This is a genomic window from Pseudoalteromonas piratica, from assembly GCF_000788395.1.
In the GTDB taxonomy this organism is placed as follows: Bacteria; Pseudomonadota; Gammaproteobacteria; order Enterobacterales; family Alteromonadaceae; genus Pseudoalteromonas; species Pseudoalteromonas piratica.
This window is the reverse complement of record NZ_CP009888.1, coordinates 2,867,493-2,883,498: the sequence shown is the minus strand read 5'-3', so window position 1 is coordinate 2,883,498 and position 16,006 is coordinate 2,867,493. Positions and strand designations below refer to the sequence as shown.

General features: G+C 40.2%; 12 protein-coding genes and 5 tRNA genes. 11 read left to right on the top strand and 6 right to left on the bottom strand.

Translation table 11 applies throughout. The features are described 5' to 3' along the window. The first annotated feature begins 105 nt into the window (after positions 1–105). The 8 genes from OM33_RS13335 (at position 106) to OM33_RS13300 (ending at position 5,012) form a co-directional block, all read left to right on the top strand. Positions 106–198, top strand: a tRNA-Ser gene (locus OM33_RS13335). Positions 199–208: 10 nt separating this feature from the next. Then, a tRNA-Arg gene (locus OM33_RS13330) sits at positions 209–285 on the top strand. A gap of 59 nt (positions 286–344) precedes the next feature. Further along, positions 345–421 (top strand) — tRNA-Arg (locus OM33_RS13325). A gap of 59 nt (positions 422–480) precedes the next feature. Beyond that, positions 481–557 (top strand) — tRNA-Arg (locus tag OM33_RS13320). 194 nt (positions 558–751) lie between these two features. After that, positions 752–828, top strand: a tRNA-Arg gene (locus tag OM33_RS13315). A 993-nt stretch (positions 829–1,821) separates the two neighbouring features. Next, positions 1,822–2,058, top strand: a complete 237-nt coding sequence (locus OM33_RS13310) for an OadG family protein (RefSeq protein WP_038642394.1) — start codon at positions 1,822–1,824, stop codon at positions 2,056–2,058. 17 nt (positions 2,059–2,075) lie between these two features. Then, entirely contained in the window at positions 2,076–3,866 is a 1,791-nt protein-coding gene (gene oadA, locus OM33_RS13305; RefSeq protein WP_038642392.1) for a sodium-extruding oxaloacetate decarboxylase subunit alpha, read from the top strand. Between the two features lie 15 nt (positions 3,867–3,881). Continuing rightward, complete coding sequence (locus OM33_RS13300) at positions 3,882–5,012, top strand: sodium ion-translocating decarboxylase subunit beta (protein WP_038642390.1); 1,131 nt, start codon at positions 3,882–3,884, stop codon at positions 5,010–5,012. Positions 5,013–5,222: 210 nt separating this feature from the next. On the opposite strand, the gene OM33_RS13295 is transcribed toward OM33_RS13300, so the two are convergent. Together OM33_RS13295 and OM33_RS13290 are read right to left on the bottom strand one after the other, a co-directional pair. Continuing rightward, on the bottom strand, positions 5,223–7,415 hold the full coding sequence (locus tag OM33_RS13295; RefSeq protein WP_038642388.1) for a DUF6351 family protein: 2,193 nt from the start codon (positions 7,413–7,415) through the stop codon (positions 5,223–5,225). 84 nt (positions 7,416–7,499) lie between these two features. Beyond that, positions 7,500–8,816, bottom strand: coding sequence for a peptidoglycan DD-metalloendopeptidase family protein (locus OM33_RS13290; protein WP_038642386.1), 1,317 nt, complete (start codon positions 8,814–8,816; stop codon positions 7,500–7,502). A 186-nt stretch (positions 8,817–9,002) separates the two neighbouring features. Between OM33_RS13290 and tyrS the strand changes: the two genes are divergently transcribed. Together tyrS and OM33_RS13280 are read left to right on the top strand one after the other, a co-directional pair. Continuing rightward, complete coding sequence (tyrS, locus tag OM33_RS13285) at positions 9,003–10,202, top strand: tyrosine--tRNA ligase (RefSeq protein WP_038642384.1); 1,200 nt, start codon at positions 9,003–9,005, stop codon at positions 10,200–10,202. Positions 10,203–10,232: 30 nt separating this feature from the next. Further along, positions 10,233–10,739, top strand: a complete 507-nt coding sequence (locus tag OM33_RS13280) for a methylated-DNA--[protein]-cysteine S-methyltransferase (RefSeq protein ID WP_038642382.1) — start codon at positions 10,233–10,235, stop codon at positions 10,737–10,739. A 17-nt stretch (positions 10,740–10,756) separates the two neighbouring features. On the opposite strand, the gene OM33_RS13275 is transcribed toward OM33_RS13280, so the two are convergent. The 4 genes from OM33_RS13275 to OM33_RS13260 all read right to left on the bottom strand — a co-directional run bounded on the left by OM33_RS13275 (position 10,757) and on the right by OM33_RS13260 (position 13,925). After that, entirely contained in the window at positions 10,757–11,581 is an 825-nt protein-coding gene (locus OM33_RS13275) for a helical backbone metal receptor (protein WP_052141010.1), read from the bottom strand. After that, on the bottom strand, positions 11,559–12,512 hold the full coding sequence (locus OM33_RS13270) for a cobalamin biosynthesis protein (RefSeq protein ID WP_038642380.1): 954 nt from the start codon (positions 12,510–12,512) through the stop codon (positions 11,559–11,561). Before OM33_RS13270 ends, OM33_RS13275 begins: the two co-directional genes overlap by 23 nt. Further along, positions 12,513–13,223 carry a 5'-methylthioadenosine/S-adenosylhomocysteine nucleosidase gene (mtnN, locus tag OM33_RS13265; protein ID WP_038642379.1) on the bottom strand — a complete coding sequence of 237 codons (711 nt, stop codon included), beginning with the start codon at positions 13,221–13,223 and terminating at the stop codon, positions 12,513–12,515. Positions 13,224–13,334: 111 nt separating this feature from the next. Continuing rightward, complete coding sequence (locus OM33_RS13260) at positions 13,335–13,925, bottom strand: DUF2726 domain-containing protein (protein WP_038642378.1); 591 nt, start codon at positions 13,923–13,925, stop codon at positions 13,335–13,337. Between the two features lie 254 nt (positions 13,926–14,179). On the opposite strand from OM33_RS13260, the gene OM33_RS13255 reads away from it, so the two are divergent. After that, entirely contained in the window at positions 14,180–16,006 is a 1,827-nt protein-coding gene (locus OM33_RS13255) for a type 1 glutamine amidotransferase family protein (protein WP_038642377.1), read from the top strand.

The window sequence follows — 16,006 nt, the reverse complement described above, 5'->3', positions numbered from 1 at the left end:
GCTACAAAAATAAGCAAACTGCATATTCTGTGAACGAACAGAAAAAATATGACTAAAATTGTTTGACTTATTTTCAATAGGCTTTAATATACGCACCCACAAGACGGAGAGGTGGCCGAGTGGCCGAAGGCGCTCCCCTGCTAAGGGAGTATAGGGTTTGTAGCCCTATCGAGGGTTCGAATCCCTCCTTCTCCGCCATGTCTTGTACGGACGCGTAGCTCAGCTGGATAGAGTACCTGGCTACGAACCAGGCGGTCGGAGGTTCGAATCCTCCCGCGTCCGCCACTTTACTAAAGTGGTTAAATAAATAGTCATCAGCTAAGATGTAAAATTAGAAATATCGCGGACGCGTAGCTCAGCTGGATAGAGTACCTGGCTACGAACCAGGCGGTCGGAGGTTCGAATCCTCCCGCGTCCGCCACTTTACTAAAGTGGTTAAATAAATAGTCATCAGCTAAGATGTAAAATTAGAAATATCGCGGACGCGTAGCTCAGCTGGATAGAGTACCTGGCTACGAACCAGGCGGTCGGAGGTTCGAATCCTCCCGCGTCCGCCACTTCTTTTGAAGTGACATCAACCGACAGAAGTCGGTTTTTTTGTCTCTATGATTTAATAGACACAAACATCAGAGTTAGATGTAAACACTAAAGCATACTGCGGACTTGAAGCACAACTAGATAGGTTATTTAGGTTGGCTACGAACAAGGTTCGTAAACATCAGTGTAAGATGTAAAAACTAAAGCATACTGCGGACGCGTAGCTCAGCTGGATAGAGTACCTGGCTACGAACCAGGCGGTCGGAGGTTCGAATCCTCCCGCGTCCGCCACTTCCTCTGAAGTGACATCAACCGACGAAAGTCGGTTTTTTTGTGCCTCAAATTTGTTAGATAGAAAGAATCAGAGTTAGATGTAAACTACTAAAGCATATTACGGAAGCTTAGCTTAGCTGGATAGAGTACCTGGCTACGAATCAGTCGGTCGGAGGTTCACTCTTTAAGGTAAATAAGTCCCGCGTCCGCCACTTCTTTTGAAGTGATATCAACCGACGAGAGTCGGTTTTTTTGTGCCTAAAATTTGTTAGATGCAAAACATAAGAGACCTATTTAAACGCAAATACATACTTCGACGGCTTAGCTCTGCTAGATAGAGTACCTAGCTACGAATCAGTCGCTCGGAGGTTCACTCTTTTAGGTAAATAAGTCCCGCGTCCGCCACTTCTTTTGAAGTGATTTCAACCTTTGAGCGTCAGTTTTTTTGTGCCTAAGTTTCAATGAAACGATTATTTTGACCGCGTAGCTCTGCTTTATTAAGTAATTACTACGAACTAGACGATCGGAGGTTCCCCCTTTTTTTGGTCTCGTCTAAAATGTCTAAAATATTTCAATAAGAGTGTTGGGTTGTGGCTTAACAGCCTTTAACTAACTCCATTTCTGCTGAAGCATTCATGTTTGTATTACCAAACTTGAGAAATAATCAGTGTGATTGAATGTTTATATCTTATGTTAGAATAATTGGTCTTACCAATTATTTGCCTTATGATACCATCTATCTAATTTCCTCTTTTAAAACGCTTATTTTATCTCTAAACACTCTAAACTGCGTTTAATTTTATTCTTACAAACCGTTAAATGCTAAAAGGTCATGAAATAAGCTCATGTTTGTCATGTTTTTAGCCTATTGTTAATGGGTTGTTTAATCTTGTATAGTATTGTGAATTGGTTTTACCAATTGACAACTTGTGGTAAGTGATCAATATTGTGCATCACGTTTGAATAATTATTTAAAAAGTCTAACTAAAAATTCTAAGTTTGAGGTGGGGAATGGATGTATCAGGATTGCTGTTAGAAGCGGCTGTTTTAATGTTAACTGGCATGGTGGTCGTTTTTGTTTTTTTGACCATTTTAATTTTTACCATTAAAGCAATGTCTAAAGTACTTGCTAACTTTCATACACCTGAGGTAACTCCAAATCCAGTCAAGTTGTCTGGTAATCAATTACCAACTAGTCATGTTGCAGCGATTGCCGCGGCAGTTAAACAGTACCGCGAAAAGCAATAATAAGAAGGGGCCAAATCATGTCACAACTAAAATTAACAGAATTAGTACTGCGCGATGCACATCAGTCATTACTCGCGACCCGTTTACGTTTAGAGGATATGCTACCAATCGCTGAGAAACTCGATAAGGTTGGCTACTGGTCAATGGAATCGTGGGGTGGCGCAACCTTTGATGCGTGTATTCGTTATTTAGGTGAAGATCCTTGGCACCGTATTCGCGCGCTTAAAGCTGCAATGCCAAATACCAAGCAACAAATGTTATTGCGTGGCCAAAATCTGTTAGGCTATCGCCATTATGCCGATGATGTTGTTGAACGTTTTGTTGAACGAGCACATAAAAACGGTGTTGACGTATTTCGTATTTTTGATGCCATGAATGATGTTCGTAACTTAGAAACGGCAATCAAGTCCGCGGTAAAAGTGGGTGCTCACGCGCAAGGTACAATTTCATATACAGTTAGCCCAGTTCACAACCTTCAAATGTGGCTCGATCAAGCAAAACAATTAGAAGATTTAGGCGTTCACTCAATCTGTATCAAAGATATGGCGGGTCTGCTTAACCCTTACGATGCTGAAAAGCTGATTACAGGATTAAAAGAAACCGTTGCGGTACCTATTGCAATGCAGTGTCACGCAACAACGGGCCTTAGCACAGCGACTTATCAAAAAGCGATTGATGCGGGTATTGATATGCTTGATACCGCAATTTCGAGCATGAGTATGACGTATGGCCACAGTGCCACTGAAACTATGGTTTCAATTGTAGAGAATACGGATCGTGCAACAGGTCTTGATATGAATCTACTGGAAGAGATTGCAGCTTATTTCAGAGAAGTACGTAAAAAATACGCCAAATTTGAAGGCAGCTTGAAAGGGGTTGATGGCCGTATTTTGCTAGCACAAGTGCCTGGTGGCATGTTAACTAACATGGAAAACCAATTAAAAGAGCAGGGTGCAGAAGATAAGCTTGACGATGTATTACTAGAAATACCAAAAGTACGTGAAGATTTAGGTTTCTTGCCGTTAGTAACACCTACATCACAAATTGTTGGCACACAAGCAGTTTTAAATGTTCTTACTGGTGAGCGTTATAAGTCCATCACAAAAGAAACATCAGGTGTGCTTAAAGGTGAATATGGTGCAACGCCAGCACCAGTAAATAAAGAATTACAAGAACGTGTTTTAGAAGGCGTTGAGCCAATCACATGCCGTCCAGCGGATCAAATCGAACCAGAGCTTAGCAAGTTAGAGCAAGAGTTAGATGAAATTGCGCAAAAAGATAAACTCGATTTAGCGGATGATGTAATTGATGATGTATTAACCTATGCATTGTTCCCGCAAATTGGTTTGAAATATCTGAAAAACCGTAATAACCCGGAAGCATTTGAGCCTGCACCAAGCAATGAACCGTTACCAACAGAGCAAACACCCGCACCAAAAGGCAATGGCAAAACAGAACATTACAGCATCAGTGTTGACGGTAAGGTGTATGCGGTCAGTGTCGCGCCAAGTGGTGAATTAACCAATATTCAACCGGCACCAAGCGCTTCAAGTCAGCACACTGATGTATTGCCGCAATCGGCATCGGTTGATGCTGCGGAAACCTTAAATTCACCGCTTTCGGGTAATATTTTTAAAGTAAATGTTAAGCCAGGTCAGCAGGTTTCCCAAGGTGATGTGGTAATTATTATGGAAGCGATGAAAATGGAAACGGAAGTTCGCGCTGCAAAAGATGGCACAGTTGCAGATATTTTTGTATCAGAAGGTGACTCAGTAGCAACTGGTGAACCATTAATATCGTTAGCTTAAGGTTGGAGAGGTGTAATGGAAAGCTTAATGACCTTATGGCAAGCGACAGGTATAGCAAATTTACAATTTCCCCAATTAATTATGATGTTAGTGGGAGCGCTATTGTTATATCTTGCGATTGTTCGCAACTTCGAACCACTTTTACTGGTGCCCATTGGTTTTGGTGCAATTTTAACTAACATTCCTCTTGCGGGACTTTCAGATGTGGGTGGGTTGCTTTACTACGTTTACAAAATCGGTATTGACTCTGGCGTTTTCCCACTGCTTATTTTTATGGGAGTAGGCGCGCTTACTGACTTTAGTGCACTTATTGCTAACCCTAAAATGTTGTTGTTAGGTGCTGCTGCGCAGTTCGGTATTTTTGCCACTTTATTTGGTGCAATTTTCTTAAATTATATTCCTGGTTTTGAGTTTACGCTGCAAGACGCTTCCGCTATTGCCATTATCGGTGGTGCAGATGGCCCAACAGCTATTTTCTTAGCGTCGAAACTGGCACCAGATTTACTTGGCGCTATTGCGGTTGCTGCATACTCTTATATGGCATTGGTGCCAATTATTCAGCCGCCAATAATGAAACTCTTTACTAGTGAAGCAGAGCGCAATATTGAAATGCCCCAGCTACGCCAAGTAAGTAAAGCGGAAAAAGTGATATTTCCATTATTAGTATTAGTGCTTATCGCTATGTTCTTACCTGCAGCGGCGCCACTTGTAGGTATGTTTTGTTTAGGTAACCTAATGCGTGAATCAGGTGTTGTGGATCGTTTAAGCAAAACAGCTCAAAATGAGCTGATTAATATCACAACTATATTCCTTGGTTTGGCTGTTGGCTCTAAACTTGCCGCTGACCAATTCCTCACGGTTGAAACTTTGGGCATTTTAGCCCTTGGTGCTGTGGCGTTTGGTATTGGCACTGGCTCAGGCGTACTGATGGCGAAATTGATGAATAAATTCAGTAAAACACCCATCAATCCACTTGTTGGTGCCGCGGGTGTATCAGCTGTGCCAATGGCTGCACGTGTTGTTAACAAGGTTGGTTTGGAAGCCAATCCACATAACTTCTTATTAATGCATGCAATGGGGCCAAATGTAGCCGGTGTACTTGGTAGTGCAGTTGCTGCGGGTATACTGCTTGCCATGGTGGGATAAGTTTCATCGTAGAGCTCAACCAGCTCATTTGCGGCCGTTAACTCGGCCGCTTTTTTATCTTCACTTTTCTCGATACAATCAATCACTCAACTAGTACATTGGATTGTTTAATGAATGTTTTTATTTTGTTGATTGTGCTTTTCGTGGCCTTGATTGTCATTATTCCCCTTATTGAAAAATCGGGCATGCGGTTTTCAGAGCAGCAAACCGCTAGGATTGCTCGTTGGATTTGGCCGCTTGTAATGATTTCAATGGTTGTGAGTCTGATCTACCATTTAATGCGCTAAAGGGGTTACCTAAATCGGGTCTGTTATAGTCGCATACACCATCTGGAAATGTGCGCTCTAGCTCTTCGCGATACGCTGTCATATCAATGGGTAGGTAAATACCTTTATTTAACGCTTCACGAACTGAAATGCGCTGACATTTAAAAACACTTCCAGCCCAAGGGCCGCCAGCTTGAATACGTGAGTTGGTATAAATCGGGAAATGACGCGTGCACTTTCCTTTTGTTTTGTTATTCCATTCACCGTCCCATACGCTTTTACCTTCAGCAATAACTTCACCTTGCTCGCCAAAGCAACGATCACTTGCAGATACCGGTGATTGCTTGGTTGTTAACCAAGTATCTAACACCGCAAATGCTTCATTGAGTGGTGTATAGTGTTTGTCGGCAATCCAAATACGGTGGTTTTTAAGATTCCCTTGGTGTTGCAAAATACGAAGGCGAGTGGCGAAAGATGTTGAAATATGGTGCATATCAAGTTGGTCTTCTAAATAATGATGTATATCAATGGTTGGAATATCATTGATTCCTAAGTAGATTTGACCATAACGGTAGGCTTGTTGAATTGCATTAATATTTGACTGAGTGCGCTTAGCCGGCCTTTCATCAGCATTGTATATGTTATGTCGGCTCCATTGTGTTAACCATATAGGGGTTTTTATAAAAGGAAAAAACAACAATTGTTCTGGTTGCTGTTTTGCCTGAGGTTTCCAGCCTCCGATGTGGTAATTCAAGTGTAAAAACTCTTCTGGAGACAATTGCCCTTGCTTCAAGCCTTTTAAACCATATTGCACACCTTGATTGTCCCAGAGTGAAGGTGCATTTAAGTCACCTTTTTGCTGTGTAATAAGCGCTAAATCTTGCCAATAACTCCAATTAGTCTGCTGATTAACAGTTTGACTAAATAGCGGCTTAAGAAAACCTTGGGCTGGGTTGTTAACTAAACTACTTAAGCCAAAATAACCATGAGTACATTCGCTGTAAACCTTGGGGCGATAAAGTGTTTGGCCCGTAATAAGTTGGTTGATGGGGGTATAAAACCAAGATTTGTGTTCTATCTCCGCATTGTTTAATCCTTCAATGGCGAGACGTTTAGAGCGGCTTTCCCATTTCGCTAAGTCGCTTTTAAAATGGTAATACGTATTAAATAAATCACAGTCTAAGGCATAGATGGTTTGTGAAACCATATCAGGATAAGAATAGAGTGGAATCGCTGCATCGATTAGGCCTGGACTATTTTGTGCAATTAAGTATTGTGCAAGTCCACCGCCAGAGCCGCCAATACCTATGGTGTATTCAGGTATACCATAAAGAGCTTCAAACTGACGTTTAATGCGCCAAGCCGTGTCTTCAGCTAGCAGCATATTGTAGGTGTAACTTGTTTTATTGGCACTCGATGTAATTACCGCAAAGCCTTTGTGTAATTCCCGATAGCGTCGATTAAGCAATTTAGTTGGGTTTACTTTACCCTGACGAAAGCCAATGCCGACCCCACCTGCAAACTGATAAATGAGTTTATTGTTCCACAGTGAGCTTGTTTTCCATGTGCCATGCTCTTGAACAGTTATGGGCATTGCAATCGTATATATATGTCGGTTTATTGTTCCTTGCTCTAATCTAATCAATTGCAGTGAATTTTTAGAGGCAACTTCTTCTAGTTGTGAAATGGATGTTACCTCAAAACTTTTACCATCAAAGCTAACAGCAAAGTAGCGTAACTTTGAGCGTGCTAAACAGTCTTTGCTGTAGCCTACAATTGTACTGGTGATGTTCCCATCTTTATCCTCTTTGAAAACTGCTGTACCAAATGCTTCTTGGTTGTCTACTTCCGGCTGACCAAGTCCTGAGCGCATTGTGTCACAAGAAAATGGATAGCGGTTGGCTCCTGCGTAAAGCGGTGTTATGGGCCCGATTGTGCCAAGCGCGATAGGGTATTTAACCAAATCTACAGGTCTTTTGCTAAAGCGTATATGAGTTTCAACGTTCAATTGTGTTGTCGTTTGAACTGGCGCAGAATTTAATACTCGAAATTGAGAGTGAGGTGCTTGGGTGCAGGTAAGCAATAATAAGCAAATGCTAATAAGAGTTGCACGTCTAACGAGTAAAATAAACAACATAGTATCTGCCTCCTTAGCGTTAAGTATAGGCAGAAGAAGTTTGCTCTGTTAGAACGAAAAAGGCCCCCGAAGGTGCCTAATATGCTATTTTGCGAGAGCGAGTTGTAACTCTCTGTTTTTCTGTAAACTTGCAACCATATTTTTAGCGTAAGGTCTGAAGTTCGCTAATTCTGATTTAGGCAGCGCTTCAGCTTTTGGCAACTTTACCGTTCGTGGATTACGGTGAACCCCGTTAACTAAGAACTCATAATGTAAATGTGCGCCGGTTACACGACCAGTCGCACCAACAGTTCCAATAAGTTGCCCTTGCTTTACTTTTTGGCCGCGTTTTACTTTACGCTTATGTAAGTGGAGGTACTTGGTGACATATTCTTGACCATGTCGGATAAATACATAATTACCATTGTATTTATTATATCCCGCCTTAATCACCGTGCCGTTACCAGCAGAAACTACAGGGGTGCCAGTTTTAGCGGCGTAATCAATGCCTCTATGTGCTTTCACTTTACCGGTAACTGGATGTTTTCGGCGTGGATTAAAGTTGGAGCTAATGTACTTAAAGTTAACTGGAGCACGTAAAAAAGCTTTACGTAAGCTGCGGCCTTCAGGGGTATAAAAATTATCATCTGTATGGCGAACTGCGGCATAGCTTTCGCCTTGATTTATAAATTCAGCGGCTAAGATTTTGCCTGTGCCTATGTATTCACCATCCACATAATGGTTTTCATAGATTAATGTGAATGCATCGCCTTTTCGTAAATCATTGGCAAAGTCGATATCCCAACCAAAAATATTAGCGAAATTGATTATTTGTTTTTCATTAAGGCCTGCGCTGATCCCTGCACTCCAAAAACTTGAATCAATAATGCCCGAAGCATATTCGGTGCGTTTTTCGATGTCTTTTTTGTCAAGGCTAGAGCTAATTGTTTGATCATCATTGAGTTTAACAACTAAAGTTTCTGTGCGGCTAATTTGGTAATTTAACTGAATGAGTTCGTTATTTTCATTTGCAGCAAATAGCAGAGAATCGCCTGGGTGGATCTTGGTAAGTTGTTTGTTTAATTTGTTTGCGTTGATAATCTTATGCAGAGTTGAGGCTGAAAAACCTGCGCGTTTGAAGATTTTTGCGAGGTTATCGCCTTTTTTTACTTTGAACTCTTTAAAATCAAGTGTTACTTCGGGTAATTCCTTGCTAGGTTTAGCCGCAGCAGTTTCTTGTTCTAATTTTTCTACTTCAATTGCAAGCTCGTAGCGTTTACCAATTTCAAGCGCATCTTGATTTGTTTGCCTTGAAGCACTCGCCTTTTCAGAGGGTAGAAGCACCAAAGCTGTAATAAATGTAACTACCCCAGCGAGCAACATTTTATGTTTTTTCGGTAGTTTTTTTACTTGCAAAACCATAATGTGCCTTTTGCTACATTAATTAAATAAAAGTGAATAAAATCAGAATAACCTTATATGACCTGTAGTGCCAGTGTTTTGTGCATTTAAAGTGACCAGAATATAGGGTAGAATCAAGAAATTGTTATCTTAAAAATGAATTTTTTGTCAAAGTACGCAAATGTACTTTTGCAAACGGAGAAATACATGGCTGATATCCAAGCTGCGTTAGCGGAAATAAAGCGTGGTGCAGAAGAAATCCTGATTGAAGATGAATTAGTTGAAAAACTAAAATCAGGTAAAAAGTTAAAAATTAAAGCGGGCTTTGATCCAACAGCGCCAGATCTTCATTTAGGTCACACTGTTCTGATCAATAAAATGAAAACATTTCAGGATCTTGGCCATGAAGTTATCTTTTTAATTGGTGACTTTACGGGCATGATTGGTGATCCGACCGGTAAAAATGCAACCCGTAAGCCGCTTACACGCGAAGATGTGCTTGCTAATGCTGAGACATATAAAGAGCAGGTGTTCAAAATTCTTGACCCTGCGAAAACAACGGTTGCTTTCAACTCTGAGTGGATGGAAAAGCTAGGTGCTGCAGGCATGATCAAACTTGCTGCACGCCAGACAGTTGCGCGTATGCTTGAGCGTGATGACTTCAAAAAGCGTTATGCAAGTGGTCAATCAATTGCAATTCATGAGTTTTTATACCCTCTGGTACAAGGTTGGGATTCAGTAGCTCTTGAATCAGATGTTGAGCTTGGTGGTACTGATCAGCGCTTTAACTTATTAATGGGCCGAGAGCTACAAAAAGACGAAGGTCAAAAGCCGCAAACTGTATTAATGATGCCATTACTTGAAGGTACTGATGGCGTTCAGAAAATGTCTAAGTCATTAGGCAACTACATTGGTATTACTGACGCACCAAACGATATGTTTGGTAAAGTGATGTCAATTTCTGATGATTTAATGTGGCGTTACTACGAGCTGTTAAGTGCATTAAGTATTGATGAAATTGAAGCGCTTAAAGAAAAAGTTGCTAATGGTACTAACCCGCGTGATATCAAAATAGATTTCGCGAAAGAAATGATTGCACGTTTCCACTCTGTGGAGGCTGCGGAAGAAGCACATCAAGACTTCATTAAGCGTTTCCAAAAAAATGCGTTACCAGATGATATTCCTGAAGTAACAATTACTGCAGATGGCGAACTTACTATTGCTAGCTTACTTAAAGAAGTTGGTTTAGTTGCAAGTACCTCTGAAGCAATTCGTATGATTAAGCAAGGCGCTGTTAAAATCAATGCGAAAGAAAAGGTAACTGATAGTAAAATGTTAATAGAAGTTGGCAGTTGTGAAGTTTACCAAGTAGGTAAACGTAAATTTGCTAAAGTAACTGTAAATTAAAAAGGAGCCCACAAATGTGGGCTTTTTTGTATGTCAAAAATAAATATAACAGAATACAAAAGCCCGGTTGGTGAAATACTGATAGGGTCTTTTGATGAAAAATTGTGCTTATGTGATTGGTATGATCGAAAAGCAAGGGCTCGAGTAGATAGTCGCCTTTGCAAAGGGCTAAATGCCGAGTATACCCGTTCAGACAGTGCATTTAATAAGCAAGTAATAAGTCAACTAGACGCTTACTTTGCTAAAGAGCTTACTCTGTTTTCAATTCCGCTGAAGTTTGTGGGTACTGACTTTCAGCAAAAAGTTTGGCAGGCATTACAGAACATTCCTTTTGGTAAAACACAAAGCTATGGTCAACTAGCAGAGTCACTCAATATGCCAAGTGCGGTTCGCGCGGTAGCAAATGCCAATGGCGCCAATGCAATATCAATTATTGTCCCATGCCATCGTATTATTGGCAGTAATGGAACATTGACAGGCTATGCAGGTGGACTGGGCGCGAAAAAACGGTTACTTGAAATTGAGGGTTTATTTTAAACCCACAAACGTTACTATTAAAAAGCACTTACCTTGTGACAAAGTTCATTAGCTGCAATCAGCACTCGGTTAGTGTAGCGATGTAAATGGTCTGGATTTAATTTTATTATTTGTTTTTTCTTTACCGCAGGTATGGTGTTCATGCCATGCCAAATGGATGACTGAACATTGTCGTTATCCATTTCTGAAATCACAATGAATTCAGGTTGTTTAAGCAATACTTGTTCTTTATTCACTGTAGGGTAATTTACCTTGCTTGATGAAAATACGTTTTTGAGCCCACACATCTCGAAAATTTGGTTAACTAAAGTATGTTTGTTGGCGGTCATTATAGGTGTGTGCCAAAGTTGAAAAAATGCACTTGAAGGGGATGTTTTTTGGTAACGTTCTTTTAATGCTTGAATATCGCTTTTAAATTTCTTAGTGTAGTTTTTTGCAGCAACTTGTTGAGCTAGCTCTTCGCCAAGTGCTAACACTTCTTTTTCGATATCTTCCAGTGTGTGTGGATCAGATACGAACACATTGAGCCCTAATTGCCTCATTTTTTCTATTTGCCCAAGTTTGGCATTTGAGCGCCAAACTAAGACAAGGTCAGGCTTTAGCTCAACCAACTTAGTTAAGTTTATGCCATTAGCATCAGCAATAATCGGATGCCTTTTGGCATCTTCCGGGTAATCACTATAGCTACTAACAGCAATTATTTGTTCGCCATTGCCGAGTGAATAAGTCCATTCGGTTAAGTGAGGTGCAAGGGTTGCAATTCGTTTCGGTGATGCAGTAAGAGAGCAACTTAAAAAAAGAAGGCTAAAAGTCACCAAGTTAAAAATGGTTGGTAGCCGCATAAATAACTTCCAGTAGTAAAATAATAAAAAGCCAAAAGAGGCTAGCAAAAACAAGTGCGTTTTTAGCACTTTTAATGGCATCTTGTTTTGGTAATTGCTTTGATCCAATACGTGTTTTGCTGTATCGAATACCTTGATAATAAGCTGGGCCGCCTAGTTGCTTGTCAATATATCCAGCAAGGCATGAAAGCAAAAAACATGAATTCTTGTTATAGCCATTTCGCACATACAACGAGAGATATTTAAAGCTTTGCGTATTTGGTTTTAATAGAAGTGGCAAACAAAATAAACGTAATGGAATATATTCAAGTGTGTCGACAATTTTGCGGCTAGCAAGACAAAACTTACTATCCAGAGGTGTCGCTTTTGAATAAGCATTGGCGCAAGTTGTTATTAAGCAATATACCAATGTAACCATAAACCCAAAGCCATAATAAAACAGCAATGGAACAAAGAATTGACGTACAAAGGTCAAGCTTTGATATTCAATGACCGCTTTTATTATACCTGTTTCTGATAAGTTAGCCGTATCTCGGCGTAAGCATAGGCTTAAAATATCGCGTACAACCGGTTTTTGATTTTGCGCTAACAGCCAAGTCGCTCTTTTCAACTTTGGATTGTTGTAAGGGTTCGAGATAAATAAAAATAACACTAACAACTCAAATGCAATTGGGAAATGAGCAAAGCTAATAACGCCAACACTTAATACTGTTATACAAGATACGATGAGTGTAGTTAGGAAAAGAGAGGAAAATACTTGATAGTATGGCGATGACTTTTCATCATAAATACGCTTGGCTAACTTGCTGACCAACAATCTGAAAAGAGGAGTGGGGTGGTATTCAGCGGGTAAAAATATAAAGGAAGTAATCAGTGCAAGCAGCAAAGTGCTCCATGCACTGATTGAAAAAAGTGGTGGTTCAAACCCCACTTACAGAGTTACCTGCTTTAAGTTATTTAGAAGCGCAATAACCATTTCAGAAGAGTTTTCTGAAGCCTTAACTAAATATGACTCGAATGATTCTGGCGATTCTTTACCAGCAATATCTGAAAGTGAGCGGATAACGACAAAGGGTGTGTCTAATTGATGGCATACCTGTGCAATTGCAGCACCTTCCATTTCCACCGCTAGCATATTTGGAAATTGCTCACGCGTTTTATCGATACGCACAGGGTCACACATAAATGAATCTCCTGTACAAATTTGGCCAACCATGGTTTTAATGCCTTTAGACATTGAGGCAATCGCTTTTTCAGCACTTTCTACTAGAGTTTTATGCGCAATAAATGCTGGTGGCATTTGTGGTACTTGACCCATTTCATAACCAAATGCAGTTACATCAACATCATGGTGGCGTACTTCGCTTGAGATTACCACATCACCAACGTTCAAGCTTTGTTCAAAACCGCCAGCAGAGCCTGTGTTGATAATGCAATCTGGTGCGAAAAGCTCAATCATTAATGTTGTCGCAAGTGCCGATGCCACTTTACCAATACCTGATTGAACCAAAATAACGTCTTGTCCAGCAAGTTGACCTTGATAAAAGGTGAAACTACCTCGTTCTGTAATTTGGGTGTTTTCAATAGCAGCTTTTAAAATTGCTACTTCTGGCTCCATTGCGCCAATAATACCGATTTTCATGTTGGTTATGCCTACTTAAAAAGCGAATAAAAGAAATATGGCGGAATTATAGCTAGGTTAACAACTAATAGACAAACAAAACCCGCAATATGCGGGTTTTAAAAAGAAAACTTATATTTGTGCAAGTGCTGTTGAGGCTGACTTAACTTGTGATGGAGAAAGAACAGGCGTATTTTTAATCGTTGATTTACGAATTGGTTTACTGTTATTGGTTTGTTTACCTAATTTAAACAAGATCGCCTGTCTCACTTCTTGCGCCTTATAGCCTGATTTAACTTTAATGCGAATTAACGGAATACCCGCAGATTCTAGCGCACCGTTTACAAACCAGTCTTTCTTGGCTTTATGGCCGTTTTTACTCGCATTATTTACTAAATCAATTGCTGCAACAATTTTTAAACTGTCTTTATCAAGCAGCACATAATCTAGTTGTTTATTTTGTGCTTTAGCCAGCGCACTACGGCGAGATTTTTCATCAGTACCTGGTTGAAACTCTAAAATATCAATGAGCTTTACTCTACTGACAATTTTATAATCTGAGCCAATTGCTTTCTCTAGCAGGTTCAAAAATGCAGTTTCTACCTGTGTAAATAGGGATTTCTTTTGTGTGAACGGATACGGGTTACCTGAGTGGGTAAATTTTGACGCTACAAAGGCAGCAACCACCACTAGTACTAGGATTAATAACGAAACAAGTTCCATAGATACTCCAAATCAAAACTTTGACGCAAACTTTAACTAGCAAATAAAAGCAATTTTAATGCCAAGGTTATTTAGGGTTTTTCCTCTAATTAATGTCGAATTCCACTGGATAAAGCGCGTGAATACTTGTTACTCGTGACGAACCTAGGTAAAATTTCAAGATTCCGTTGTGCTCATTCGAATTTGGGTATTGCCGACATGCACAGTTCGGTATCTAGATTGACGCAATAAAATAACAATAAATGGTGTTAATTATGCGCTTCCCTCGACTTTGCCTGTTAAATAATATGTTTAGCAAAAACGTAAAAAATGTTGTTAATTCAGTGCTTGCAACCTCTTTGGTTGCTTTGGCTCCACTCACATCTGCTTCAGCAAGTACGTTAGTGCTTTTATCAGATGATCTCACAGTATGTTCTAGTGAAAACAAACGTTATTGCAGTGAAGATGGTAAGAATTCATTTTCTGATGATGTGAAACAAAAAGTTATTTTTGACATAACTGATGAAGCGTTAGTGCGCGTTTCTGAATACCCATGGACTGAACAAGAAGAGCTGAAAAAACAAGTAGCGGACATTTTAAAAGCAGTTAAACCAAAGTTTGAAAATGCAAAACTAACAGAACGCCAGTTTGTTAGGGCATTACGAGGGGTTTCGGTTAATACCTTTGAAGGCACTGTTTCTGGACGAGATGTATGGCAGAGCTTATACGAATTTGAAAAACGTAATTTATTTGATTTACTTGAACAAAAACAAGTCGAAGGCCGCAATAACCGCCTTAGAACTCAAGTAAATCTTGCGCAAAATACTAATGTAGAAGCTGATTTAGCGTATCAAAAGTTATTTGAGTTAAGTTCAGAAATTGCAGGTAACAAGCGTAAACCGCGCATTGCTGTTATCACGGGAACTAACCGTGACCCATATGCAAAAGTTGACTATTACTTAAATCTTTTTGAACAAGTCGGCTTTGATGCAACTTGGCTACCTCTTGATGCGGCAATGCAAACTGCGATCACAGCAAAAGATTATGAAAAAACGGCTTGTGATAGTCTGGAAGATTTTCAAGTAAAACGCTTAGCTAGTTTCCGACGTGAAGTTCTTTACCCTGATTTATTTCAACAGCAAGTGAGTGAATGTAAAAAATCAGAACCCTTGATTGGCACTATTAAACGTATGGACGCGATTTATATCGCTGATGGCAGCCCTCTTTTAAGTTATCACGCTTTTTACACCCCAACGGGTAGCCAAAGTGCAGCGCTTAATAAAATTCTAGATATGTACAAAAACAACGAAGTGTTGGTAGCCATTGAAGGCGGTAGCGTTAATGCTGTGACTAGCGATGCAAAACCGCTAAGCATATTAACCGGTGTAGTGAACGAAGTTAATACTGTTGAACCTGTATCATTCGCTTCAGGTAATGATGCGTGTAGCTTGGGTGCAGATTGCATTGCACTTGAGAGTGAGCGTGAATTCACAGTGGTTGAGTCTGCGATTTTGCCTTTCTTACCTGAGGGCATTATAGACACGCAAGTGTCACAACGAGGTAAACAGTTGCGTGGAATTCATGCTGCACTATTTAGCGCAAATACAAGATTATTTGGCTTGGATAACAAAACTTCTGTAGTGATGCTAAACAAAGAGACCCATTCTGAAATAGAAGTGATTGGCTCTGGTGGCTTGTGGTTGTTTGATGTAACCAAACAAAAGAATCAAGCGGGTGTGCGTGAATTCACAAGTCATTATTTCACCCATGGTGATACGGTCTCACTACGCAATGGCAGTGTGTCTGTAGAGTTTCCTAGCTGGAAGTACGCAACGCAATTAACGGGCTCGCAGCCTCAAGTTACTTCTGCGCAAGCATTTGCACGAAATAACTTTTATAAATTAAATGAAATGATGTGTAAAACGGGTGCAAAACAAGCTCTTGGTAATGATAAGGTGAATGAACAAGAGGTAAGCATTGCAATTTCGCAAAACAGTTCAGCACTCGCTCGATTGGGTGTTGTTAAAGCTCGCGGCAGTGAGTTCCAGGTGTGCTCGCTGTCACAAGTTGCTAATAAATTAACGGTTTCACAAAACCTGTAA